Source organism: Bartonella occidentalis (assembly GCF_037070875.1).
Classification (GTDB): domain Bacteria; phylum Pseudomonadota; class Alphaproteobacteria; order Rhizobiales; family Rhizobiaceae; genus Bartonella.
In genome coordinates this window covers 72,918-97,730 of the sequence record NZ_JAYMZJ010000002.1, presented here as the reverse complement: position 1 = coordinate 97,730, position 24,813 = coordinate 72,918, and the positions used below count along the sequence as shown (strand labels likewise).

Sequence of the window (24,813 nt, the reverse complement as noted above, 5' to 3'; positions counted from 1 at the left end):
TCTTTCAATCTAACAAATCACAACGCGTGGTACAAGTCCCTTTTCGCTCATCCATAATTTATTTTAGAACTGCTAACATATACTAAGTACCCTTATGGTGATTTACGAACCATCATAATAAAATTCGCTTGTGCAGTTTGATCTTTCTCATAACAGCCATGAAAATTTGTTGTAATCGTTGTCGCTCCTTGTTTCTTTATTCCTCTCATAGCCATACACATATGCTCAGCCTCAATTAATACAGCAACACCACGAGGTTTTAGATATTTCTCTAAAGCATTAGCTATTTGAGCCGTCATAGCTTCTTGTGTCTGTAAACGACGGGAAAAAATATCTACAACACGTGCAATTTTTGAAAGACCAACAACCTTTGTATCAGGAAGATAAGCAACATGAGCTTTACCAACGATTGGGATCATATGATGTTCGCAATGTGAATAAAAAGCGATATCCTTCAATATTACCGATTCATTGTATCCTGAAACTTCTTCAAAAACCGTATTCAAAACCTCTTCCGCTGATTCGCGGTAACCAGTAAAAAGCTCTTGATACGCTTTCGCTGCACGCTTTGGAGTATCTAAAAGCCCTTCTCGATTTGGATCTTCCCCCATCCATAATAGCAACGTGTGGATTGCTGCTTCGACTTCTTCAAGATTAGGGCGCCCCTCTTCAGATAAACACAGGGTTGTGGAACCTCCTTTAATATCATGCATTAAAAAACTCCGAGCTTACTATATACAAAATATTTGTTATATTTATTTTATTTTGTATAATCTCTATATAATAGAATTAAAAGCTTAAACAATCACGTTTTTAAAATTTTAGGCTATAGCTTATGATTGATGGTATCTATAATGATAAAGTGCTTGAATATGCTGCGCATATTAGCAAAATTGGGCGTCTTTATCATCCAGATGCAACATCAAAAAAATATGCGCGTCTTTGCGGCTCAACCGTTACTGTGGATTTAAAAGTAGAAAATTATATCATTACAGATTTTGCCCATGAAGTACATGCTTGTGCGCTGGGACAAGCTTCAGCTTCGCTTTTAGCAAATCATATCATCGGCCAAACAACGCAAAATCTTAAAATGTTACGCGAAATGATCTATTATATGCTGACAAAAAACGGCCCCCCTCCTCCAGCTCCATTTGAAGCATTTTCTTGTTTGCAGCCTATTAAAGACTATAAAGTGCGCCATGCATCAACAATGCTTAGCTTTGATGCCGTTATAGATTGTATTCAACAAATTGAAGAAAAATAAATGTTTGAACCACATTCTCAGAAAAAAAAGAAACAAACCCGCAATTACACAGGGTCATGGAAAAAAACACCTGGACGGTTACTTGGTATCTCATTAATACGTTTCTATCAAATAACCTTATCAAGCCTTATAGGAAATCAATGTCGCCATGCACCAACGTGTTCAGAATATGCCTATGAAGCAATAGCACGTCATGGATTATGGACTGGTGCATGGATGGGACTTTTTCGTATTATACGTTGTGGTCCATTTGGAACACATGGTTTTGATCCAGTGCCTACTTTACTTGGAAAATTTTACTGCTTTTATAAGCCTTGGCGCTATTGGAAAATTTCTACTAAACATAATAAATAATTCTTTTCTTTTTTTATGCTTATTGATAAGAAAATGAGCCTATTTGCTTTATAATTATATCATACTGTTAAGTTTTTGTAGATCATCCGCAATCGTTAGCGGAACTGAATCAAAGGGGTGTCTTATGTCTTCTTCTGTTTCTCTTGTTTTTCCCGATGGTTCAAAACGTGATTATCCCGCAGAAATGACTGGTTTAGAATTGGCCACATCCATTTCTAAATCACTTGCCAAAAAAGCAGTTGCTTATAGCTTCAACGGAACTATGCGAGACTTATCAGATCCATTAGAACAGTCTGGGAAGATAGAAATCATCACTCGTGAAGATCCACGCGCTCTTGAATTAATACGCCATGATTGTGCGCATGTCTTAGCTGAAGCGGTGCAAGAGCTCTTTCCTGAAACACAAGTTACAATCGGCCCTGTCATTGAAAATGGCTTTTATTATGATTTTGCACGCCAACAACCTTTTACACTCGATGATCTCGCCATTATTGAAAAGAAAATGCGTGAAATTATTAACCGGAATAAACCTTTCAGAAAAGAAATTTGGTCTCGTGAAAAAGCCAAAAGAATATTCTCTGAAAAAAACGAGTTTTATAAGGTTGAGCTTATAGATGATATACCTGAGAATCAAGATTTGAAAATCTATTATCAAGGTGATTGGTTTGATCTTTGCCGTGGTCCGCACATGCAATCGACAGGACAAATTGGTAATGCCTTTAAATTGATGAAAGTCGCAGGAGCTTATTGGCGTGGCGATGCAAATAATCCGATGTTAACAAGAATTTATGGTACAGCATTTGCCAACGAAAATGATCTAAAAGCTTATTTATATATGCTAGAAGAAGTTGAAAAACGCGATCATCGTCGACTAGGACGTGAAATGGATTTATTCCATTTTCAAGAAGAAGGACCAGGAATGATTTTTTGGCACAACAAAGGCTGGAAAATGTTCCAAAATTTGATCAGCTATATGCGTAGACGCCTCGATGATCATCAATACGCTGAAGTTAACGCGCCTCAAGTCCTCGATAAATCACTTTGGGAGGCTTCTGGTCATTGGGAATGGTACAAAGAAAATATGTTTAAAGTAATTCCCGCAGCTGATGATTGGGATGATAATTATCTTTATGCTCTTAAACCAATGAATTGCCCTGGTCATGTACAAATTTTTAAACATGGTTTAAAATCTTATCGCGATTTACCTATTAGACTCGCTGAATTTGGTCTTGTTCATCGCTATGAACCTTCAGGCTCTTTACACGGTCTTATGCGCGTGCGTAGCTTCACACAAGATGATGCGCATGTTTTTTGCACCAATGAGCAATTGGCTGATGAATGTCTTAAAATCAATGATCTGATTTTATCAACTTACGCTGATTTTGGTTTTAAAGAGATTACCCTTAAACTTTCAACACGCCCACAAAAACGCGTCGGATCTGATGCATTATGGGATCATGCAGAAAATATCATGGCATCAGTTCTTAAAACCATTGAGACAAAATTTGCAGGACAAATTAAGACAAGTATCCTTCCCGGTGAAGGCGCATTTTATGGACCAAAGTTTGAATATACGCTAAAAGATGCTATCGGTCGTGAATGGCAATGTGGAACAACACAAGTAGACTTTAATCTTCCCGAACGCTTTGGTGCATTCTATATTGGAAAAGACTCAGAAAAACATCAACCTGTCATGATTCATCGTGCTATTTTTGGTTCAATGGAACGTTTTCTTGGTATATTAATTGAAAATTTTGCTGGGCACATGCCACTTTGGCTTGCACCTGAACAAGTTGCTGTTGCAACAATTACATCAGAAGCAAATGAATATGCAAAAAAGATTACGGCAAGACTTAAAGCTATTGGGCTTTCAGCAACATCAGATCTTCGTAATGAAAAAATTAATTACAAAATACGTGAACATTCTTTACAAAAAGTCCCTGTAATTTTGGTATGCGGTAAACGTGAATCTGAAACAAACAGCGTCAGCATGCGCCGCTTAGGAAGTACAGATCAGATCTCTTTATCTATAGAGGAAGTCATTAAACAGCTTTCAGATGAAGCCACACCACCAGATTTGCGTCGTTTAATGTAAACTTCCTAAAATGTGCCAAAAGATGAAAATAAATTATGGGAAAAACCCATTATTTCTATCGTGCTCTATCAAGAACGCGTTTGCATTCAATTAATTCAAATAGTGTTTCCTGTAACAATTCTTTATCAGTCTTATTTTTATAAGCATTAACGGCACCGACAGATGCATCTCCCTCATTTTTCATGAAACTTAAAAGCCCAAAAGAAGACTTTTTAGGTTTATTACGGATGGGTTCAGGTGTTTGTCCCGCATGTTTCTTTTCCATTACTACATTCATAGCGTCAAGATCACCATTACCAAATGCAACAATAAAAGCGATACCGTTTTCCTTTAAAAGACGCTGTACACCCTTTATAGTATAACCTTGATCATACAGTAGCTGTTTGATACCGTTGAGTAAATCAACATCGGCTGGACGATAATAACGCCTTCCACCCCCACGCTTCATTGGTTTAATTTGTGTAAAACGTGTTTCCCAGAATCTCAATACATGCTGCGGCAGCCCCAATAACTCGGCTACTTCGCTAATTGTGCGAAAAGCATCGGAGCTTTTATCCATTTTCAAATACCTTATCTAAATTATATAAACGGCTTTATACTTATTGATTTACTTTTAATATTTCAATAAGATTACTTTAAATAAGCTATACTCAATACCACATTTAAATTAAAAATTTCCTACGTACAACAGAGTCGTAACATTTACTTTATACAAATTTCTGAACAAACACTATAAACCGTAATAATCCTCATTTATGTGGCACTATTTTTTCTTGCACGATGTGAATCTAGAATTCTTTGTTTAAGCACATTCGCAGCCTTAAATGTCACAACACGCCGCGGTGGAATAGATGCTTCTACACCAGTTTTTGGATTTCGTCCAACTCGTTCATTTTTACTGCGAACTTGGAACGTTGCAAAAGAAGATAATTTAACCGCTTCACCTCTTATAAGCGAATTGCAAATTTCATCCAAAACTAACTCAACTAAAGCTGCTGATTCACTGTGTGACAAGCCTATTTTTCTACAAACCACGCTCGCCAAATCTGCACGCGTTACTGTCTTACTTGTCATTATAACCACCTATTCTAATATTTAAAATTATAAAGTGATTTATACGTTTTATTCAGATATGGTCAAGCGACTATAGCCTACCAACGAATAAGAATTGCCCCCCATGTAAACCCACCTCCCATAGCCTCCAACATAACAAGATCTCCTTTTTTAATCCTTCCATCGCAAATAGCTGTCGTTAAAGCCAATGGAACTGATGCTGCGGATGTATTGCCGTGTTGATCAATAGTAATAACAACTTTATCCATAGAAATTCCTAATTTCTTAGCGGATGCTTCAATAATGCGCTTATTAGCTTGGTGAGGTACAAACCAATCTAATTGCGAAGAATCCATACCAACAGACGCAAAACAATCATCAACCACATCAGTTATCATGCCAACTGCATATTTAAAAACTTCTCGTCCTTCCATGCGTAAATAACCCGTTGTTTGCGTTGTCGAAGGACCACCATCAACGTACAGCTTATTCACATACGCACCGTTAGAACGTAATTTTGCAGACAATATGCCACAGCTAAAAGTAAAATCATTTTCCACTTCCTGAGCTTCTAAAATAGCTGCACCTGCACCATCACCAAACAAAACACATGTCGTGCGATCTTTCCAATCTAAAATTCGAGAAAAAGTTTCAGATCCAATAACTAAAATCCTTTTGGCTGCCCCGCAACGCAAATATGCATCTCCCGTTGTTAAAGCAAAAATAAAACCAGAACAAACAGCTTGAAGATCAAAGGCAAACCCATGCTTCATCCCCAAAGCATCCTGAATTTCGACAGCAGAAGCAGGAAAAGTACGATTTGGCGTTGAAGTTGCTAAAATAATACAATCAATATCTTGGATTGTTAAACCAGCATTTATAAGAGCAGCTTGCGCAGCTTCAATCCCTAAGGAAACAGTTGTTTCATTTTCATTAGCGATATAACGTTGATGTATTCCTGTACGTTGCACAATCCACGAATCGGAAGTATCAACAAATTTTGCAATCTCATCATTCGACAAGCTTTTTTTGGGTAAGGCACTTCCCACACCACACACAACTGATCGAATCATTCGGTCATAACCTTTTCCTGACTTTTTTCACTTGCATTATAAATACTGATCATATTGTACCCTCATTCGTTATTGCTTCATCATCTTTATCAAAAAGTATCGCTTTATTTTCATGAAACCGCCGCAAATCAGCAGTTATTTTTTGTAAAAGTTCATTATTAACCATCTCATAACCAACGCGAATAGCAGAAGCAAAACCACTAGCACTCGCGCCACCATGGCTTTTTATGACAACACCATTCAAACCTAAAAGTACTCCCCCATTCACTTTATCAGGATCCATTTTATGTTTCAGCGTACGAAAAGCATTCCGTGATAAAAAATAACCAAGACATGAAAAAAGAGAACTACGTATGGCTGTGTTTAAGATTTCCGCTATCTGTCTTGCAGTTCCCTCTGCAGTTTTTAAAGCAATGTTACCAGAAAATCCCTCTGTTACAACAACATCTACTGTTCCCTTTCCAATGTCATCACCTTCAACAAAACCTTTATATTCTAATCCTTCTAATTGCACTTTACGCAATATCATTCCAGCCTCTTTAATTGCATAAAGTCCTTTAACCTCTTCAACACCTACATTTAAAAGCCCAACACTTGGTTTTTCAGTGTGGTACAAGGCGCGAAACATGCCTGCCCCCATCACCGCTAAATCAACTAACTGACTAGCAGATGCACCAATGGTTGCACCAATATCTAAAACAATACTTTCATTTCGAAGCGTTGGCCAAATACCAGCAATTCCAGGGCGTTCGGCCTCTGCCATCATTTTTAAACAAAAATAGGACATTGCCATAAGCGCACCAGTATTACCGGCAGAAATACAAGCATCGGCTTCACCATTTTTAACAGCTTCAATCGCATACCACATTGATGATTTACCACGCCCAATACGAAGCGCTTGGCTAGGCTTCTCATCCATACGTGTATAGCTTTCTGTAGGATAGAAGCGTGATACAGAATCCAAACAAGAATATTTTTTTAAAACAGGCCTAACAGCCTCATCTATCCCATAAAACAGAAAATAAACATTCGGCAAATATTTTTGTACAATTGCTGCTCCCGCAATAGCCACCTCTGGACCATAATCACCGCCCATTACATCCACAGAAATTCTAATCACACCTGCATATCCTACATCTTTTAATTCATATTAAGTTTATGTTGCAATTTTTTGCCTCCAAACAACCCCCCGAAACGTATCATAAAAAATAGCTTCGCAGAAAATACTGTTTTACGCTAGGGCACAATAGATAATTTTTTTATTTATTTACAGCGACTTCCAATTTTTCAAAATAGAAAATGGCGATGCTTTTTGCTCAACCTCATCTGAATTTTGAATTACACTTATGTCTACGCCTGCCTTGCGCGGATAATGGTCAATAGACAACTCAAAAAACTCCTCCATCACTGCACCAATATTGATTTTATCTCCATAAAAAACCTCTGGTGGATCCATTCCATCAGCATCTAAAAATAATTCATTTGTATCTTCTGATATTTTTGGTTTAGCCAGATTTGAATCTTCAGGAACAAAAATAACATCAATATTCTCATGTAGGATATTTTCTAACGGTTCTAATGTGATAACACATGATTGTACAATACAAGCTCGCAATAAACCTTTAACACGTACTCCACGCTCTTTTGACGGTAAAATATTAAATTCTCCATCACAAAATTTTACCTCAATTAAACCGTGATTCTTAGCCAAATGTGCACACTCTTGTTGATCTGCACAAATATGAACCTTTATACCTTTAGCAGGTAATGAACGAACTGATATCGGATAAGCCAAAGCAAATGTCATTTGAGAAACATTTTGAACATTCATTAACAGCTCCTGAGTATGAGAAGGTACAACGTACCGCACTTTGAGTCAGATTACATTGTTATTCACTTTTTTCTTTTCTAGAGAAACTCTGTATGGCATATTTAGCTTATAACAAGGAAACTCAATGTAAGCTATGGTAGATTAGTCTAAAATTAGAAAAAAGCTTGAAGTTAACTCCTTGTCATATAATTAAATTACGATTTGTCATATAAATTTAAGGGAGGTATCGTTGTTCCAATTACCCCACATAGTGAGATTCACCAAGTATAAATTATCTATCGGGCTGCTAATAATAAGCGCAGTAACAATTGCTGGTTGTCATTTAATTGATTCTTCAGGATCAAGCCAGATCTATAAAGAGGGCTATGTTCTTGATCAAAGCGCTCTTGATTCTATTTCTGTTGGTTCCAGTCAAGAGCAAGTTATCCTCGCTTTAGGAACCCCTTCCCTAAAGACTAAATATGATAATGATATCTTCTATTATATCTCACAAACTCGATACCGTGGGATGCAGTTTATGAAAACTAAAATTATAGATCGCAAAGTTCTAGCCATTTACTTTAATAAAAATGATCAGGTTACTAAAATAGCTAACTATGGTTTACAAGACGGTAAAATATTTGATTTTATTGCACAAACGACACCAACCGCGACCAAAGAACAACCTTTTTTGCTCCAAATGATCAAAGGTTCCGTGAATTTACCTCATAACTAAATCCCCCTAAAAATAATCCCGAAAATATCGGGATTATATAGTTATTTTTGGAGACGAACTTCTTTCGCCATACTATCAAGAACTGCATTAACAAGCTTTGGTTCATCGTTTTCAAAAAACGCTTTTGCTATATCAACATATTCATTTACAACAACAGCAACAGGGACATCCCGACGATTAATTAATTCCCATAAACCTGCACGCAAAATTGCTCGTAATATAGAATCAAGACGTGAAAGCGACCACTCTGAGGAAAGCTGTTGATGAAGCATAGGATCAAGCTGTTTTTGATCTTGTACAACACCAGATATGATAGCAAAAAACCATTGAAAATCAGCATCAAGATACTGGTTTCCATCAATACTTTTTCCTAAACGATACGTTTCATACTCAGCAGCTGTTTCCATAACACCAGTACCAACTATATCCATTTGATAGAGTGCTTGTACTGCAGCGAGTCTCGCTGCGCCACGTTTATTGGCTGCACGCGGAGAATATTTTCCTTTTATATCAGCCATACTTAATGATTATCTCCAAATCTCTTTTTCAGAGAAATCATACATAAAGCAGCTTCAGCAGCAAAACCACCTTTATTTTTTTCGTCCTTTTTTGCACGCACCCACGCTTGACTTTCATCTTCAACGGTTAAAATACCATTTCCAATCGCTAAGTGTTTATAAACAGTTAAATCCATCAATGCTCGACAAGAATTATTAGCAACAATTTCAAAATGATATGTTTCCCCCCTAATAATACAACCAAGCGCTATATAACCATCGTATGATGCCTTACTATTATTTTCAGCAAGAGCTATTGTTCCTGGTATCTCTAATGCTCCTGGAACTGTCACAATATCATAGCTTGACCCCGATTTTTGTAAAGCACTTACAGCACCTTCAAGAAGCGCATCGGAAATTTCATTATAAAAACGGGCTTCAACAATCAATACATGTGGCTGTCTACGCATTTCTTTTATCATAACGGAATCTCACAAAAAATTAAATAAAGTAGTTGAAATTACAAAGCATAAGACCCTGAAAACTATGATAAATTTTCAGCTTATTCGGCTTTCATCTTAAAACCAGAAAGCTTAGCAACATAACGGGCAAGCTGGTCAATTTCTAAATTAACCTGATCCCCAATTTTCGCCTGCCCCCAAGTCGTCATGTCAAGTGTATGACGAATAATAAGAACGTCAAAAATATTATCCTTAACACAATTAATAGTCAAAGATGTACCATTAAGTGCAATAGAACCCTTGTTAACAATAAAAGGTGTAAATCGCGTTGGAATTTGTAAGAAAAAGCGAACTGCATCACCTTCACTTTTTTTCTCAATAACTTCAGCTAAACCATCAATATGGCCAGAAACTAAGTGTCCACCCACCTCTGCACCAAACCGTAACGAACGTTCTAAGTTAATAAAAGTCCCTGTTGTCCACTGAGCAAGATTAGTTAAACGTAGTGCCTCTTCCCATGCCTCTACAGCAAACCACGTATTAGCTGATTCTTTTGGAGCTCGTTCAACAATTGTCAAACAAATCCCTGAACACGCAATTGATGCACCAATTTCTAAACTTTCAATATCATAGTGAGTAGAAATATTTAAACGCACCCCTTGTTTTAAAGACTTAACCTTTTCAACACAACCTATATCTGTTACAATTCCGGTGAACATAATGCTTTATGCCTCCATTTACAAAAATGATCACTCCCAAACATTCTGGTTTCAACCTTGTGAAAGTCGGAAAGATATTTTTCAAAACGTGGAGCTTCAATACGGCCTTCGCCTAAAATAATAGGAGCATAAAAACACACTAAATGATCTACACAACCAGCATTTAAAAATTGTTCCCCTGTTTTGACTCCCCCTTCAAGTAAAATACTATTGATTCCTTTTTTATAAAGAAGCTGTAAAATAGCAAGAGGCTGCATACAACTATCACCCATTTCGACAAAATATACAGACACACCATACTTTTCCAATGCTATTTTTTTACTTGTTTTTGAAAAGCTTTCATCACAAATAATCCATGTAGGAATTGTTGCTGCGGTTTTGACAACTTGTGAATCAAGCGGAATACATAAATCTTTATCCAAAATAACACGTACAGGAGAACGCATCTCCAACCCTGGTAAACGGCAATTTAGTTGTGGATCATCTGCTAATATAGTGCCGACACCAACAACAATAGCATTATTTTGAGAGCGTAAAATATGAGTGTGTGCGTGAGAAATCGTTCCACTAATTTTGACCCCACCTTGCCCCTTTTTTCCCACACCATTATCTGTAGAAATTGCCATTTTTAAAGTGACCGCACACCGTTGTAATTTTCTGATGCATAAATGAGTACACAACGCTTCAAAAGCTTTTTCAGCCAGAACTCCTTCAACAACTTCAATTCCAGAAGCACGCAAAAGAGCAATCCCACGACCATCAACACGCTTATCTAAATCCGTAAGAGCAATAACAACTCTTGAAATACCTGAACTTATTAAAGCATTTACACACGGGGAAGTTTCTCCATAATGTGAACAAGGCTCCAAAGTAACATAAGCCGTAGCACCATGCGCTAATGAGCCAGCCATACGTAAAGCTTGTACTTCAGCATGAGGTCTCCCATGAACAGCTGTTATACCATAACCAACTATAGATGCATTGGCACCACTATCATTCCGCACAATTAACGTACCAACAGAAGGATTGTCGCCAGTAAGACCTACATGACGCTCTGCTAAACGGATAGCTGCAGCCATAAACCGCTCATCTTGCATTTTTTTACTCATGGAAACAAGATTCTGTATCCGTTACGCCTTCTGACAACTCATCTATAATATCATGAAAATCGCTTGCATTACGGAAATCCCGATAAACGGAAGCAAAACGAATATAAGCAATATCATCAATATTTTTCAGAGACTCCATTACAAGACATCCAATTTTTTCTGAAGAAATTTCAGGCTCACCTAAACTTTCGAGCTGACGCACAATGCCAGAAATTGCTCGTTCAATATACTCTGGATCAATATTGCGTTTGCGCACAGCTACATCGACTGATCGCATTAATTTATTACGATCAAATGGCTCACACCGACCACTCTTTTTAAACACCAGGAGTTCACGCAACTGAACACGTTCAAATGTCGTAAAACGGCCACCACAAACCGAACACACACGCCTACGACGAATAACTGCCCCCTCCTCTGCAGGACGAGAATCCTTAACTTGTGTATCCTCGCATTGACAATAAGGACAACGCATATCTTATGTCCTTAATTTAACTAAGTGTAAAGAGGGAAATTATCAGTTATATCTTTTACTTTTTTCTTAACAGCCATTTCAACCGCACTGTTATCCTCATCACTCTTTGCTAACCTGAGACCTTCCAAAACCTCTGAAATAAAATCAGCAACTTGGATAAATTCATTTTCTGCAAAACCACGCGTCGTTGTAGCAGGTGTACCCAAACGAATACCTGAGGTTATAAATGGCTTTTCTGGATCAAAAGGAATGCCATTTTTGTTACAGATCATACCGGCTCTCCCCAAAGCTAACTCTGAAAATTTTCCCTTTAAGTTTTTAGGACGTAAATCAACTAATAATAAGTGATTATCTGTACCACCAGATACAATATTAAAACCATTACTCTGTAATCTCTTTGCTAAAGTCTTAGCATTAGCAACAACATTAGCAATATACTCTTTAAATGAAGGCTGTAAAGCTTCCCCCAAGGCTACTGCCTTACCAGCAATCACATGCATCAAAGGTCCCCCTTGCAAACCTGGAAAAACTGCCGAATTAACCTTTTTGGCTAAATTTTCATCATTCGTTAAGATCATACCACCACGAGGACCACGCAATGACTTATGGGTTGTTGTTGTTACAATGTGTGCATGTGGAACAGGAGAAGGATGTGCACCACCGGCAACTAAGCCTGCAATATGTGACATATCAACCATCAAATACGCGCCAACTTCATCTGCAATTTCACGAAACCGTTTCCAATCCCATATACGCGAATAAGCTGTCCCACCAGCAATAATAAGCTTTGGTCGATGTTTTTTTGCAAGGCTTTCCACTGCATCTATATCAATAAGAAGATCTTCTTGACGCACACCATAAGAGACGACATTAAACCACTTCCCTGACATATTAACATGAGATCCATGTGTGAGATGACCACCAGCATTTAGATCCAGACCCATGAATGTATCTCCAGGCTGAAGCAAAGCCAAAAATACAGCCTGATTCATTTGACTCCCTGAATGAGGTTGAACATTCACAAAGGAAGCACCAAACAATTTTGCAGCTCTTTCAATTGCTAGTCCTTCAATTTCATCAATAAAATGGCAACCACCATAATAGCGATTTCCTCGATAACCCTCAGCATATTTATTGGTTAAAATTGACCCTTGAGCTTCAAGAACCGCTCTTGAAACAATATTTTCTGATGCAATTAGCTCAATTTCATGTTTTTGACGATCTAACTCATTCTTGATCGCATCAAAGACTGCAACATCAATAGTTTGTAAATTATCATTAAAAAAGTGCTTTTTTGCGTCATTTTCTTGCTTAGTCATAAAACATGTCCTAACATTTCAAAAACAAAACCAGCAAGTGATAACACAATAAACCATACAGACAAAACACTTTAATTATTAATACACTGCATAGTGTTCTATTTTAAAAATAAAACGATCTATAATCATGAAATACATTCAATAATTTAAACTAATTTATTATGTAACAAGCTTTATTATGTAATAAGCTGAGTATGGCAGAAGAAATTGATTTAAGGCAAATATGATGGTAACCAAAGTTTTTATTGACGGTGAGCATGGAACGACTGGACTACAGATACAAAAACGATTAGCAAAACGCGCAGATTTAGAATTACTTTCTATTCCTCATACAGACAAGCATAATATTAATATCCGGCAAGACTACCTTACCCAAACCGACATTGCTATTTTGTGTCTTCCAGATGATGTTGCACGTCAAACAGTTAATTGGGTAAAAAATAATACAAAAACTAGAATTATTGACAGCTCAACAGCGCATCGTATTGCTCCAAACTGGGTTTATGGTTTTCCTGAAATGACTGCAGGACAAAAAAAACGTATCCAAGAGGCACACTACGTAGCTAACCCTGGATGCTACCCTACTGGAGCTATTAGCCTAATTCGACCACTCCGTGAAGCTGGCCTTCTAGATGCTTACTATCCGATATCAATTAATGCAATATCTGGCTACACTGGCGGTGGTAAAAAATTGATTTCACAAATGGAAAATCAATATAACCAAGATGATCTTTTGCCTAATTATTTTATGTATAGCCTTAATCTCAAGCATAAACATGTGCCAGAAATTAAAGTATATGGACAAATCAATCAAACACCAGTTTTTGTACCAAGTGTAGGATATTTCCCTCAAGGAATGATTGTAAGTCTTCCATTGCATCGTCATTTATTTACAAAATCAGCTAATCTCTCTGATCTGCGTGAAATTTTTAACAACCATTATAGTGAACAAAATACTATATCAATTGCATCACAAGAAGAAACTGACACCCTCACTAAACTCAATCCAGAATGCTTAGCACATAAAGATGGTATGAAGCTGTTTGTTTTTGGAAATGAAGGCGAAAATATTTTTAATTTATGTGCTGTATTAGATAATTTGGGAAAAGGCGCTGCTGCTGCTGCTGTTCAAAATCTCGATTTAATGCTTTTAAATAGCTAACTTTTCTGATAAAAAACTCTCATTCAATAACAGGATATGCTCCTTTTGTTGCCCGCCAATGAGCAACAGAAAAACATAGTATCGCTAGCGCAACACTTTGATGAATCAATCCAAGGATTATTGGAACTTCATTTAATAATGTAATAATTCCCAAAAATGCCTGAGCAACTATCAGAGCGCACATTAAAAATGCACGACGTGCATGTGTTGAGTGTGGAACACTCTTTTGCACATACAAAGCGTGAATAACAACTATAATGAATAAAAAATATGCAAAAAAACGGTGAATAAACTGAACTGTCAACGGATTTTCAAATAAATTCAGCCAAATGGGATTATGATTTAATAATCCATCAGGGATGATTTGACCATCCATAAATGGCCATGTATTATAAACTCTACCCGCATGAAGCCCTGCAACTAAAGCACCCAGGTAAATCTCAACCAAAATAAAAATAACAAGCCAACCAGAAAAATGTTGAATTATTTTATTTGCTGGTTTTTCTGAATATTCTGCAAATCCTCGAGATAAATAAGTAACAAAAATGATAACAAAGCACGCTGTGATAAGATGAAATGCTAAACGATACTGACTCACACTTGTCAGATTACTCTCTCCAATACCTGAAGCCACCATCCACCAACCAATAACACCTTGAATGGCGATAAGAACTGGCACAATAATGAGTTGAAGCAAAATATTTTTTTCAATACGTTTTGTTGCCCAAAACCAAATTAAACCTAAAAAAGCCACAAGACCAACTATGCGTCCAAGAATCCGATGCCCCCACTCCCACCAAAAAATTTCTTTAAATGCACTTAATGTCATATCGTGATTAAGTAGTTTATATTGTGCTATCTGTTGGTATTTCAAAAACTCTTCTTGCCATTGATCTACACCCATAGGTGGAATAACACCGTGAATTGGCTTCCATTCCGTTATCGATAGCCCTGATCCCGTTAGACGAGTAGCTCCCCCCACTAAAACAATGGCTAAACACAGAAATAAAATAGAATCAAGCCATACCTGAATCTGTTTCCGATATCTTTTTTGCAACGGTATCGAAACAAGATTATTTAATCTTTTTACTGTCATCTTCGATCCCCCACATCTACCTTCAACTACAAATAATCTCTGAATTTAAACATTCAATCTTATCTATTTCAATCAACAATATCATTTAGCAAATGATAATCATGTTATCTATCACATGCAATGAGCATTTCATACTTTGCAATTTTTAAGATGCAACGACTCGGTAAATAGTTTTAGGGAATTTGCTTATCATGTTCATTATCCAATTTTGTTCATTAAGAGCAGCATTGCAGATATAATAATCTGTTAGCTCTGCGAATTGTTCAAATCCATATTGAGGTTCACTCGCTATTTCTAAAATGATAAAATTGTACTCTTTTTTAAATTCTTGTAGTATGTTGGGAATATTATTTGAAAAATTTTGCGCATAAGCCGGACTTGTTAACCCTTGAGGAAGGATATCAACTCCCGTATCATAATCACGGTAGATAACATCCTGGAGCTGCGCATTTCCTGTCAAAATATCACTCAACCCTCGATGTGGACCAATCACCTTCTTTATTTGTTGACCAGAAATATCCACTAACAAAATTGTTTTATGTTCTTTTGTAAGATGAAGGGATAATTTTGCCGCTGTGCGTGCAGCCTCTGATCCAATTATCGAGATAACTGTTGAAGCACGCCGCTTCAAAAAATCAGATAACTCTTCCATTGTAATAAAAGTTTCGAGTTCTTTTACTTTCTCAGATAAAAAAACATTTCGACTTGTTTTTAAGTCCGCCTTTTTGAGTTGATTGTTTTTTGTTTTAAAACATTGTTTGAATAGTAAAAAGCCTCCTAAAAGAATCATTAGACCAAGCATACTAGCTACAATACTTTTTCCGTAAAGCGTCATAAGGGAAACTGGTACTATTGTTGCTGGAATAATCACATGTATATTTACATTCTGTAATGGAGAAAATTCACTTACGACTTTATTCTGTGTAGTGATCTTTTTTATTTTACTTTCTAACTGATTAAATATTTTACTCAAGGATTGAGTTTGATCCTTTCCAAAAAGACTAATTTTTTTTCTTAAATTTTCCTCAAAATCCCTTGCAATAATCTCATCTAAATGAATTTGATTGGCTATTTGCAAAGTTTTATTTTCCAATTGATGAGAAAGCTCTTCTGATTCTGCAATCATCGCTTTGATTTGAGGGTGATCCCAACCCAATTGTGCAGCCATATGCGCTTTCTGTGTTTCTAAAAGATCACGTTTTGATTCTAATGCAACAATTGCTGAATTATTTGCAATAAATGATAACGACAATAAAGACTGCCCATTTTCCTGCATCCTTTGAATAGTTGAGTTCTGACTCATTAAATGGATACGCTTTAAAGTTGCTTCAGTTAGCTGTACATAAAGGTCATTAAGCTCTGTTTGTTTTGCATTGTGTCGAATGAAAGAATCAATCGATGACCTAAACTCTTGCACTATATTATTTAGTGCAACGGTATTATCATATTGTTGGTAAAGTTGTTGTTTTGGTAATGATGTTTTTTGGTTCTGTTTGATAATTATCTCTGAAAATGCAGAAAACCAGGTTTTTAATCCGTATTGAGCAGCTTCAGCAGTTGAAGCTTCAAATGTCAGATTGATTAAATTACCATTACGGAATAAATGGATATTTTCATGGGTATCTTTTTTATAGAAACCGTCTGAGAAAAAATTCTGAAATCTTGAATAATTTAAAACTATGGGCTGTAAAGCTAGAAATGCAACATCGTTGTTTTGTTCACAAATTGGCAACGATTTTCCCATAGAATCAGATATCGAAAATGTTAAAGTTGCTCGATAAGCTCGTGGCTGAATAAAATAATATGAACAAATCAAAATTGTACATAATATTGCTAATGTAAAAACAATACAAATACTTCGCAATACTACACGTACCAAAAGGTTCTTATCGAATTTTAAATTCATCTTTATTTCAACCAACAAAATACTTTACACTTTTATTAAAAAAAAGTGGTAACTATACTATTAATTTTTAATCATATTGTTTTGAAATAAGAAAAATATTTTTAAAGAATCTTTAATTTATATTTTGTTTAATATGTTCTAATTGTTTTTTCGCTTCAGAAGTAAGCACTGCTTTAACGGTAATAGAGCCATCTTCATGGCCTTTCTGAATAACTTCACTAGAGTTTTTGTAAAACCAATTAATAAGCGACATTTCATCAGGTTTTAAAATATATTCAACGCTTTGCGTTTCTCCAAAAATTCGCCTTTCAATTTCTATTAATAGTTGGTTCAACCCTTTTCTAGTAAGTGCTGATACCGTTAAAGTAGGATTTAATAGTGTTTTTGAACTTGTTTGCAAAATATTTAATGTATACTCGTCAAGTTTGTCGATCTTATTCCAAACTTCCATAATACGCTCGGTGTCATTAATATCTATACCAAGACTTGAAAGCACTTCTAAAACATTTTGAGCATGAGCACGATGATCAAGATCTGATATATCCCTCACATGAAGAATTAAATCGGCTTCAACTACTTCCTCAAGGGTTGCTTTAAAAGCTGCGATCAAATGTGTTGGTAAATTAGAAATAAAACCTACTGTATCAGATAAAAGAATAGTTTTTCCGTGAGGAAGAATGACTTTGCGTAAAGTTGGATCAAGCGTTGCGAATAACATATCCTTTGTTAATACATTAGCACCGCTTAAACGGTTAAAAAGAGTTGACTTTCCCGTATTAGTATAGCCTACCAAAGCAACAACAGGATGAGATGTTTTTTTTCTTTTCGCTCTATGGAGAGCACGAGTTTTAACAACTGTTTCCAACTCGCGGCGAATATGAAGAATTTTATCTTGTAAAATACGCCTATCGGCTTCAATCTGAGTTTCACCAGGTCCCCCTAAAAAACCGCGACCTCCACGTTGCCTTTCCAAGTGCGTCCAACTACGAACAAGCCTACTTTTTTGGTAAGATAAATGCGCTAATTCAACCTGCAAAACCCCTTCTTTTGTTTGCGCACGATCCCCAAAAATTTCAAGAATCAAAGCTGTTCTATCGATAACTTTACAGTTCCAGAGTTTTTCCAAATTACGTTGTTGTATTGGAGTTAAAAAAGCATCGACAACCACAAGTCCAACATGATGTTCATAAACATAATGAGCCAGCGTGTCCACCTTTCCTGTTCCAAATAACGTTGCAGGACGCGGCGTAACAATATTAACTATTTCATAATGAACAACTTCTAATCTTATAGCACGTACCAGACCTAATGCTTCTTGAACCCGAGAAGAGACTGAGCACTTGTGTAAAATCTTTTCACTTTTGTTTTCATGGTAAATCGGCACCAAAACAACAGCACGCACTCGTTCTTTGACCTGTAAAAAACTCTCCTGTTCTTTCCCATTTTCATCTATCATGGTAATTGACATAGTACCTTAAAAAGAGTAATAGATATATCATAAGGTGGTTTTTATTCTTGGTCTTCACTTTCAAACATTTGTACGGGTTGTCCAGGCATGATCGTAGAGATGGCGTGTTTATAGACCAACTGCACGTGTCCATCACGACGCAAAAGGACACAAAAGTTGTCAAATGACGTAACGATACCTGTCAACTTTACACCATTCACAAGAAAAATTGTAAGGGAAATTTTTTGCTTGCGAAGTGTATTCAAAAATACATCTTGCAGGTGTTGCGGTCGTTCTGCCATTATTCTTGCACCTTTTTTTTCGAATTGCATAAAATATTCGTGCATGCATATCGACTGAAAAATACCAAATTGTCAACGTAGTAGCACTAAAATTTAGAAAAATACCTTCTAATATTAAGAAAAAAGTCGTTATTTGAAGCAATGAGCATTGCAATGATAAGATCAATTACCAAATATGAAAAGCTCACTATCGGTCTTTATATTGCCAAAGATATTAGTATAAAGCATGCACAATACATTTTTAAATAGAAAAAAATATTAATATTTTAAGGGAGAACAAATAGAAAATTTCTTTAATTACTCTCATAAAGATTGATGGGATTAAGATATGATTCATCGGTTTAACTGATACAAGAAATGATAAAGATTGTGCATAAATGACTTGCACACGAAAGAGGTTTTATAATGCCGTGTACAACTAAAATTTTCCATAATATCTCTGTAATCAGGTATATTTAAGTTTCTTATCTGCAATCAACTGCAGTTGTAAACAGCATTTTTATTTTGATAAAATAGCTTACTATATTGTTTTTATTTTATTTTTTATCATTTTTGCATAAAGAAAAAAATGCGCGTTAACTTTATCTTGATAAGTTTTGAAAAATTTACCTTGAACATATTCCTTTCTAAATAATTAACGGTTAGTATGCGGAAATATCTAAAGGAAGACATATCCTTTTCCGTTTGTAGAGTACGAGGCGAGTATGGCACGCAGAACCAAATCACAGACATTTGAAATTGAAGTTGAAGAAGCTTTAACAAAAGCTATGGACTTTGATTTTAATAACACAACGACTGATGTAGTATCATCAAATGATTCTAAGAATGTTGTTAATGTGGATGATTTGGTTCAAAAAATCACAACAGCAGAAGAAGAATTTTTTTCTGAAAACAGCTCTTCAGCTCTCCCCTCTACTGTTCATGATAACGCTGTTATTGACGAATCAGTTGTTGAGCAGCTTTTTTCTCAGAAACCTTCCCATGAACTTTCAGGTGGAACCGTGCATGATACATTGTTATCTGCACAACCTTTTCCTGCAAATGATGATGCAACAGCTCCTTTAAGCTTACTAAAGCGGAAATCTTTTTCTCGGCTCTATTGGAGCACAACAGCACTCAGTGCTTTATGGACAATGGGAGGTGTTTTTATTGCTCATAAATTAGCACCTGCTGGTCTAACCTCTTTATCGGATATCTCTGCTTTTTTTACATCTCCTACTGGATTGGCGGTAGCAGCAGCAACAGCTATTCCTACTCTTATGTCTTGGGGATTTGCTCAATTAACAAAACGCTCTAGTGAATTGCATAATATTGCTATCCTCATGGCAAATGCAGCACAACGCCTCAGTGAGCCACAGCATATATCTGAAAAACAAGCTGTTGCTATAGGGAAAACTATTCGTGAGGAAGTTGCTGCAATGAACAAGGGAATTGAACGTACCCTTGGACGTGCTGTTGAACTTGAAGCTATCATACAAGGAGAAGTTCATAATCTAGAACAAGCTTACGCCGAAAATGAATCGCGCATTCACGCATTAATAAAGGAATTGAGCAATGAACGTATTGCTATCTTAAACCATGCCGATCGCGTTCAGTCGGTCATTAAGGGAACACAAGAACAGCTTAATGATGAATTTGGTTTAGTTACTTCTAACGTTGTAACCAATGTTGAAAAACTTGCACAAACTCTTTCCCAAACTTTACAAAAACAAGGGGAAGACTTTATCACAAAGCTCTCTTATGCAGGTGATGGCGTAACAAATCAGCTCCTTGAAAAATTTAACGAAACTACAACCCAGATTCAGCAAAGAAATACAGAATTTTTCCATGAATTAGGAAAAAACTTTGATAATTTCTCAGAACGTTTCGATAATAATGAAAAACGAATAGAGAAAATATTTAATGACACAACCGCTAAAGCTGAAACGCATATTGCTCAAATTGCAACGCACATACAGGCTGCAACAGATCAAGCTCTAGACAATGTTGATAAAAAATTCAGAGTACTAGATGAAACCATTATTGATCGTAATAATCAATCTTTACAAGGTTTTGATGAGAAAATTGTGCAGCTTGACGAGCAAGCAGGTAAACTCTCATTAAAATTTGATAACATAACTTCAGAAGCTATCGAAGCTTTTGAAAATCGTTTGGCGACTGTTGATCTTTCTCTTAAAAAACACAGTGATTCTATAATTGAATCTTTCATTGCTCGTAGCCACGCTCTAGAAGAAAGTGCTGAAAAGATTAGTGATTCTTTAGAGGCTCGTGCTTCACAAATTGATGTAAGCCTCAAAGAAAGAGCAGCTGGTATTGCCGATGTATTTACAAGCGGACACAACAATATCCTTTCTGCAATCAACAAAAGTAAAGAAACTATCAGAGAAGAAATTCAAAATATCGATAATATAATAGTTGATATAATACACGATCGATCAAACGATTTTAAATTACAGCTTTCAGATCAAAGAGATATAATGGCGAACATGCTCGATGAAGAAAAGAATAAAATCGCTGGTATATTTAAAGATCAGATTGATTCTTTGATTCAAAACACTTCAAATATTGAAAATGTTTTGATTAACAATGCTCAAACAGTTGACCAACATACTGAAAAACATGTTACAAATATAGTTCGGTGTGCAGAAAAACTTCAAGAAGTCGTTGCACAAAGCTGCAATGTCACTACAGACGCTTTAAATGCACAAGCTAGAAATATTGATATACGTGCTGATGCTTTACGCGATTCTTTAGCCATTAATAGTTTTTCTCTTAACGAAGTTCTTGCGGATCAAACACGTACCCTCGAACAACGAATGCAAACAATCCATGATCTCATTGAAAAAAGCGATATAAGTGTTGATGTAGCCTTAAAGAAACAGATAAATTTTGTTGAAAAAGCAATTCTTGCCAATAATACGAGCATTACTGAAACTGTTCAAAGCCATATCAAAAATATTGAAAATCATGCTGAATTTATCAAGCAGACTCTCTCTCAATCCAATAGTATATTCTTTGAAGCTCTTGAGACCCATATGGGATCATTTGACGAAAATTTAGAAATTCGAGCACGCAAAATTTTCGAATGTGCAGCCATGCTAGAAGATACGATATCCCAAAAATTTGGGCAAGTATGTGAAACCATCGAGATGCAAAAATCTGTTCTCGAAGAACGCTCTGATACATTACAAAAATCTATCACTTTTAATAATGAACAAAGCCAGGCAGTTCAGCAAGCATTATCAACCAGTGTCGATAATATACGCTTAACATTGGAGGATTCCGTTAATACAATCACAGGAAATTTACATAATAAAATTATAAAAGCCTCTGATACTCTTTCTTCTACGGGAGAGCAGTTAATCTCATCTGTTTCTAACGTTGCGGCAAAAGCAGAAAATATTATTGCAGAATCTGGCAATCGTATTGTGTCCAATGTTAAACAAACAGTTTATGATACTAGTGAAAAAGTTTCTTCTGTTTTGTCTAAGCAAATGGCTCAGACTGTGGAAGCTTTCACTGTAGCAAGCCATAATGCACAAACATTATTAAATGAAACAGTTCATACTTCAACAACGGCGATTGAGCAAGTACTCAATGAACGCTGTAATGTTCTTCATCATTCTATGCAAAATTTTAAAAATAACCTAGGATATCAACTTTCTGATGTAAGCAATCGTTTAGAAGAAGCCCAAAATCAGACAGCTACTCACCTTTCAGGGCATATTGAAAAACTTACAGAATTGACAAGTCATTTAAATCAAGCTGCAAAAAACACAACAGAATCAATTAGCAATTTAACACAGCATGTTAGTGAGCAACTTTCTATCTCAACACAAGATGCTGAACAAAGATTTTATGTGCAGAATGAATCTTTAGTGAATACCCTGACACAAACCAGTTCTGAAACTGTTCAAACTGTTACAGCTATAAAGGAAGACCTTATTAATAATGTCTCATCTGTTCTTGAACAACTGAATCGCTCAATTTATAATATTCATGAAAATAGTAATGTTTTGATATCAGCAGTTCAAAATATCGACGGTCAGTTTAGTGAGACTACGAACAACTTTTTCCGCAAGACTAATCAAGTAATAGAGCATTTATCGGCTTCAGGTCAGAAAATTAATAACAACATTGATATTTTGCAAGGATTTTCACAAAATACATTTGAACAAATCAGTCATATAACAAGCAATTTTGGGAAACATGTTGACACACTTTCTAAAACTATTCATATCCTTGAACAGTCTGAAAATACGCTTAATATAACACTTGAAGAAAAATATAATGCTCTTTCCGCTTTAAGCAGTGCTCTTGTTTCAAAGTCAGGAGAAATCCACCAATTAATTGAACATTATGAAAATGTTCTTAATTCAGCATTTGAACGTACCGACGAACACGCGCGTAATTCTACATATTCGCTTCAACAGTCTCTTAATCAACTTATTAACGAAGCTTCAACACGCTTTTCAGGAGCAGCAGAAAATATACGTCGTTCGGCTGATGAAATTCGTTCAGAAATCTCAAAAATTAGTAGCGATATTAATGACAGTGTGCAAAGACTGCCAGAAAAAACAAAAGAAACAACCCAAACAATTCGCTCTGCTTTAAATGAACAAATTACAGCATTACAAGATTTAACAAATGTTATACAACAAGATGGTAAAAAGATTGAAAAAGATCAATTAATTTCAAACACCTCTACGGAATCAATACCTAGTAAGGATCGCAGCACCTCTCCTGAGCCTATAAAAAAGATAGTGCCACCTAAGCCAATTTTTCAACAGGAACAAGGCAAAAAAAGACAAAATAAGTGGGTTTCAAACCTTCTGAAAAGAGCCTCTTATGAAGAAGGGCTGCATGAAGAAACAAGTGCTGAGCCTGTTTTTTCTCCACTAAAAACAAAACCTCAGCCTACCAATGGATCTCTTAATTCATTGGCAACTGGTATATTGCGAGCCATTAATCATAATGCCATTGTTGATTTGTGGAATCATTATCGACGTGAACAAATAAATATTATTCCAGAACGTCTTTATACTTTAAATGGGAAAGCAATATTTGAAACAATTAAGAAAAATTATATAAATGATGTCAATTTTAAGCACTCAGTCAATCAATATATTGCAGATTTTGAAAAATTATTACGCGACGTATCTCGTAACTCTGGAGATTCCCGCTCAGTTCGAAAATATCTAACATCAGATACTGGAAAAGTTTATACCATGCTTGCTCATGCCAGTGGACGCATTCAGTAAAATAATACATAAAGTGGAAAAGAGATCATTTTCCACTTTATTCGTTTGTATTCATCATTAAAATTATCAACATAGTTCAAGGTAACTATGTCTATGTATAGTGTATCTTGAGATTGAATAAATCGAGTATTTATATTATTAAGTAATCATATTTAAAATAATAATGGTCAATCATCAAATAATATGTTAGTTTATGTAAGAAGTGTTGCTCTCTATGCGCTACTTTTATTCTATTTCATATCAAAATATAAAGATTCACTTTATTGATTGTAAATAAAATTAACTTAATTCCCCTATATAAATACATTCTTCATTTTACTAATACTAATTTTATTCTATATTTAATTATAAAGAATTTATTGTATAAAATAATAACTAAAACTATCTTTACAATTAATATATATTATAAGTAATTAAATATAATTATCTTTTCATACCATTGTTCATAATCATACAAAATAATTGTTTGACAAGATAGTTATCAGTAAAATTTTAATATTGACTGATTTTTAAAAATTTGTGCTAAATAAATAAAATAATAGTTCTGGTATAAATATATTATTAGATAGTATAAATAGAATGGTCGTAAAACTATTTCTATATTCTAGGAAGCTTTTTTAATGCATGTACATTTTTGTATTTTAAATAACCATAATCTATCAATAAATAAAACA

At 35.6% G+C, this 24,813-nt stretch carries 22 protein-coding genes; 6 read left to right on the top strand and 16 right to left on the bottom strand.

Annotated elements, in window-relative coordinates:
* Positions 1-92: 92 nt before the first annotated feature.
* Complete coding sequence (gene folE / locus WCP78_RS03895; RefSeq protein WP_336279207.1) at positions 93-713, bottom strand: GTP cyclohydrolase I FolE; 621 nt, start codon at positions 711-713, stop codon at positions 93-95.
* Between the two features lie 122 nt (positions 714-835).
* Here folE and WCP78_RS03890 point away from each other — a divergent pair, with 122 nt between their 5' ends.
* From WCP78_RS03890 to thrS, 3 genes are all read left to right on the top strand, one after another.
* Positions 836-1,264: an iron-sulfur cluster assembly scaffold protein gene (locus WCP78_RS03890; protein WP_336279206.1), complete on the top strand. Its 429-nt coding sequence runs from the start codon at positions 836-838 to the stop codon at positions 1,262-1,264.
* Entirely contained in the window at positions 1,265-1,618 is a 354-nt protein-coding gene (yidD, locus tag WCP78_RS03885; RefSeq protein ID WP_336279205.1) for a membrane protein insertion efficiency factor YidD, read from the top strand.
* A 124-nt stretch (positions 1,619-1,742) separates the two neighbouring features.
* Positions 1,743-3,713: a threonine--tRNA ligase gene (gene thrS, locus WCP78_RS03880; RefSeq protein ID WP_336279204.1), complete on the top strand. Its 1,971-nt coding sequence runs from the start codon at positions 1,743-1,745 to the stop codon at positions 3,711-3,713.
* A 55-nt stretch (positions 3,714-3,768) separates the two neighbouring features.
* Here the strand turns inward: thrS and WCP78_RS03875 are convergent, their stop codons facing one another.
* The 5 genes from WCP78_RS03875 to WCP78_RS03855 all read right to left on the bottom strand — a co-directional run bounded on the left by WCP78_RS03875 (position 3,769) and on the right by WCP78_RS03855 (position 7,670).
* Complete coding sequence (locus tag WCP78_RS03875; RefSeq protein WP_336279203.1) at positions 3,769-4,272, bottom strand: MerR family transcriptional regulator; 504 nt, start codon at positions 4,270-4,272, stop codon at positions 3,769-3,771.
* A 194-nt stretch (positions 4,273-4,466) separates the two neighbouring features.
* Positions 4,467-4,787 (bottom strand): integration host factor subunit alpha, encoded by a 321-nt coding sequence (locus tag WCP78_RS03870; RefSeq protein ID WP_336279202.1) that lies wholly within the window; start codon positions 4,785-4,787, stop codon positions 4,467-4,469.
* 77 nt (positions 4,788-4,864) lie between these two features.
* Positions 4,865-5,839 (bottom strand): beta-ketoacyl-ACP synthase III, encoded by a 975-nt coding sequence (locus WCP78_RS03865; protein WP_336279201.1) that lies wholly within the window; start codon positions 5,837-5,839, stop codon positions 4,865-4,867.
* 49 nt (positions 5,840-5,888) lie between these two features.
* On the bottom strand, positions 5,889-6,959 hold the full coding sequence (gene plsX / locus WCP78_RS03860) for a phosphate acyltransferase PlsX (RefSeq protein WP_336279200.1): 1,071 nt from the start codon (positions 6,957-6,959) through the stop codon (positions 5,889-5,891).
* A 147-nt stretch (positions 6,960-7,106) separates the two neighbouring features.
* Positions 7,107-7,670 carry a DUF177 domain-containing protein gene (locus WCP78_RS03855; RefSeq protein ID WP_336279199.1) on the bottom strand — a complete coding sequence of 188 codons (564 nt, stop codon included), beginning with the start codon at positions 7,668-7,670 and terminating at the stop codon, positions 7,107-7,109.
* 229 nt (positions 7,671-7,899) lie between these two features.
* On the opposite strand from WCP78_RS03855, the gene WCP78_RS03850 reads away from it, so the two are divergent.
* Positions 7,900-8,385, top strand: a complete 486-nt coding sequence (locus tag WCP78_RS03850) for an outer membrane protein assembly factor BamE (protein ID WP_336279198.1) — start codon at positions 7,900-7,902, stop codon at positions 8,383-8,385.
* A gap of 41 nt (positions 8,386-8,426) precedes the next feature.
* Here WCP78_RS03850 and nusB read toward each other — a convergent pair whose 3' ends face one another.
* The 6 genes from nusB to glyA form a co-directional block, all read right to left on the bottom strand.
* Positions 8,427-8,903 (bottom strand): transcription antitermination factor NusB, encoded by a 477-nt coding sequence (nusB, locus tag WCP78_RS03845; protein ID WP_336279197.1) that lies wholly within the window; start codon positions 8,901-8,903, stop codon positions 8,427-8,429.
* Between the two features lie 2 nt (positions 8,904-8,905).
* Positions 8,906-9,364, bottom strand: a complete 459-nt coding sequence (locus tag WCP78_RS03840) for a 6,7-dimethyl-8-ribityllumazine synthase (protein WP_336279196.1) — start codon at positions 9,362-9,364, stop codon at positions 8,906-8,908.
* An 80-nt stretch (positions 9,365-9,444) separates the two neighbouring features.
* Complete coding sequence (locus WCP78_RS03835; RefSeq protein WP_336279195.1) at positions 9,445-10,062, bottom strand: riboflavin synthase; 618 nt, start codon at positions 10,060-10,062, stop codon at positions 9,445-9,447.
* A complete protein-coding gene (gene ribD, locus WCP78_RS03830) occupies positions 10,044-11,171 on the bottom strand; it encodes a bifunctional diaminohydroxyphosphoribosylaminopyrimidine deaminase/5-amino-6-(5-phosphoribosylamino)uracil reductase RibD (protein ID WP_336279194.1) in 1,128 nt (375 codons plus the stop codon). The genes WCP78_RS03835 and ribD overlap by 19 nt, the downstream gene beginning before the upstream one ends.
* Positions 11,164-11,646 carry a transcriptional regulator NrdR gene (gene nrdR, locus WCP78_RS03825; protein ID WP_336279193.1) on the bottom strand — a complete coding sequence of 161 codons (483 nt, stop codon included), beginning with the start codon at positions 11,644-11,646 and terminating at the stop codon, positions 11,164-11,166. Before nrdR ends, ribD begins: the two co-directional genes overlap by 8 nt.
* 20 nt (positions 11,647-11,666) lie before the next feature.
* The gene (gene glyA, locus WCP78_RS03820) at positions 11,667-12,965 is read right to left on the bottom strand and encodes a serine hydroxymethyltransferase (RefSeq protein WP_336279192.1); all 1,299 of its coding nucleotides are present in this window, start codon (positions 12,963-12,965) and stop codon (positions 11,667-11,669) included.
* A 226-nt stretch (positions 12,966-13,191) separates the two neighbouring features.
* Here glyA and argC point away from each other — a divergent pair, with 226 nt between their 5' ends.
* Positions 13,192-14,127 carry an N-acetyl-gamma-glutamyl-phosphate reductase gene (gene argC, locus WCP78_RS03815; RefSeq protein ID WP_336279408.1) on the top strand — a complete coding sequence of 312 codons (936 nt, stop codon included), beginning with the start codon at positions 13,192-13,194 and terminating at the stop codon, positions 14,125-14,127.
* A 19-nt stretch (positions 14,128-14,146) separates the two neighbouring features.
* Here argC and WCP78_RS03810 read toward each other — a convergent pair whose 3' ends face one another.
* The 4 genes from WCP78_RS03810 to hfq all read right to left on the bottom strand — a co-directional run bounded on the left by WCP78_RS03810 (position 14,147) and on the right by hfq (position 18,878).
* Positions 14,147-15,223, bottom strand: coding sequence for a COX15/CtaA family protein (locus tag WCP78_RS03810; RefSeq protein WP_336279191.1), 1,077 nt, complete (start codon positions 15,221-15,223; stop codon positions 14,147-14,149).
* Between the two features lie 145 nt (positions 15,224-15,368).
* A complete protein-coding gene (locus WCP78_RS03805) occupies positions 15,369-17,129 on the bottom strand; it encodes a hypothetical protein (protein ID WP_336279407.1) in 1,761 nt (586 codons plus the stop codon).
* Between the two features lie 112 nt (positions 17,130-17,241).
* Positions 17,242-18,585 (bottom strand): GTPase HflX, encoded by a 1,344-nt coding sequence (gene hflX / locus WCP78_RS03800; RefSeq protein WP_336279190.1) that lies wholly within the window; start codon positions 18,583-18,585, stop codon positions 17,242-17,244.
* Between the two features lie 53 nt (positions 18,586-18,638).
* Complete coding sequence (hfq, locus tag WCP78_RS03795; RefSeq protein WP_336279189.1) at positions 18,639-18,878, bottom strand: RNA chaperone Hfq; 240 nt, start codon at positions 18,876-18,878, stop codon at positions 18,639-18,641.
* Between the two features lie 704 nt (positions 18,879-19,582).
* Here hfq and WCP78_RS03790 point away from each other — a divergent pair.
* Positions 19,583-24,139 carry a hypothetical protein gene (locus tag WCP78_RS03790; RefSeq protein WP_336279188.1) on the top strand — a complete coding sequence of 1,519 codons (4,557 nt, stop codon included), beginning with the start codon at positions 19,583-19,585 and terminating at the stop codon, positions 24,137-24,139.
* Positions 24,140-24,813 lie beyond the last annotated feature (674 nt).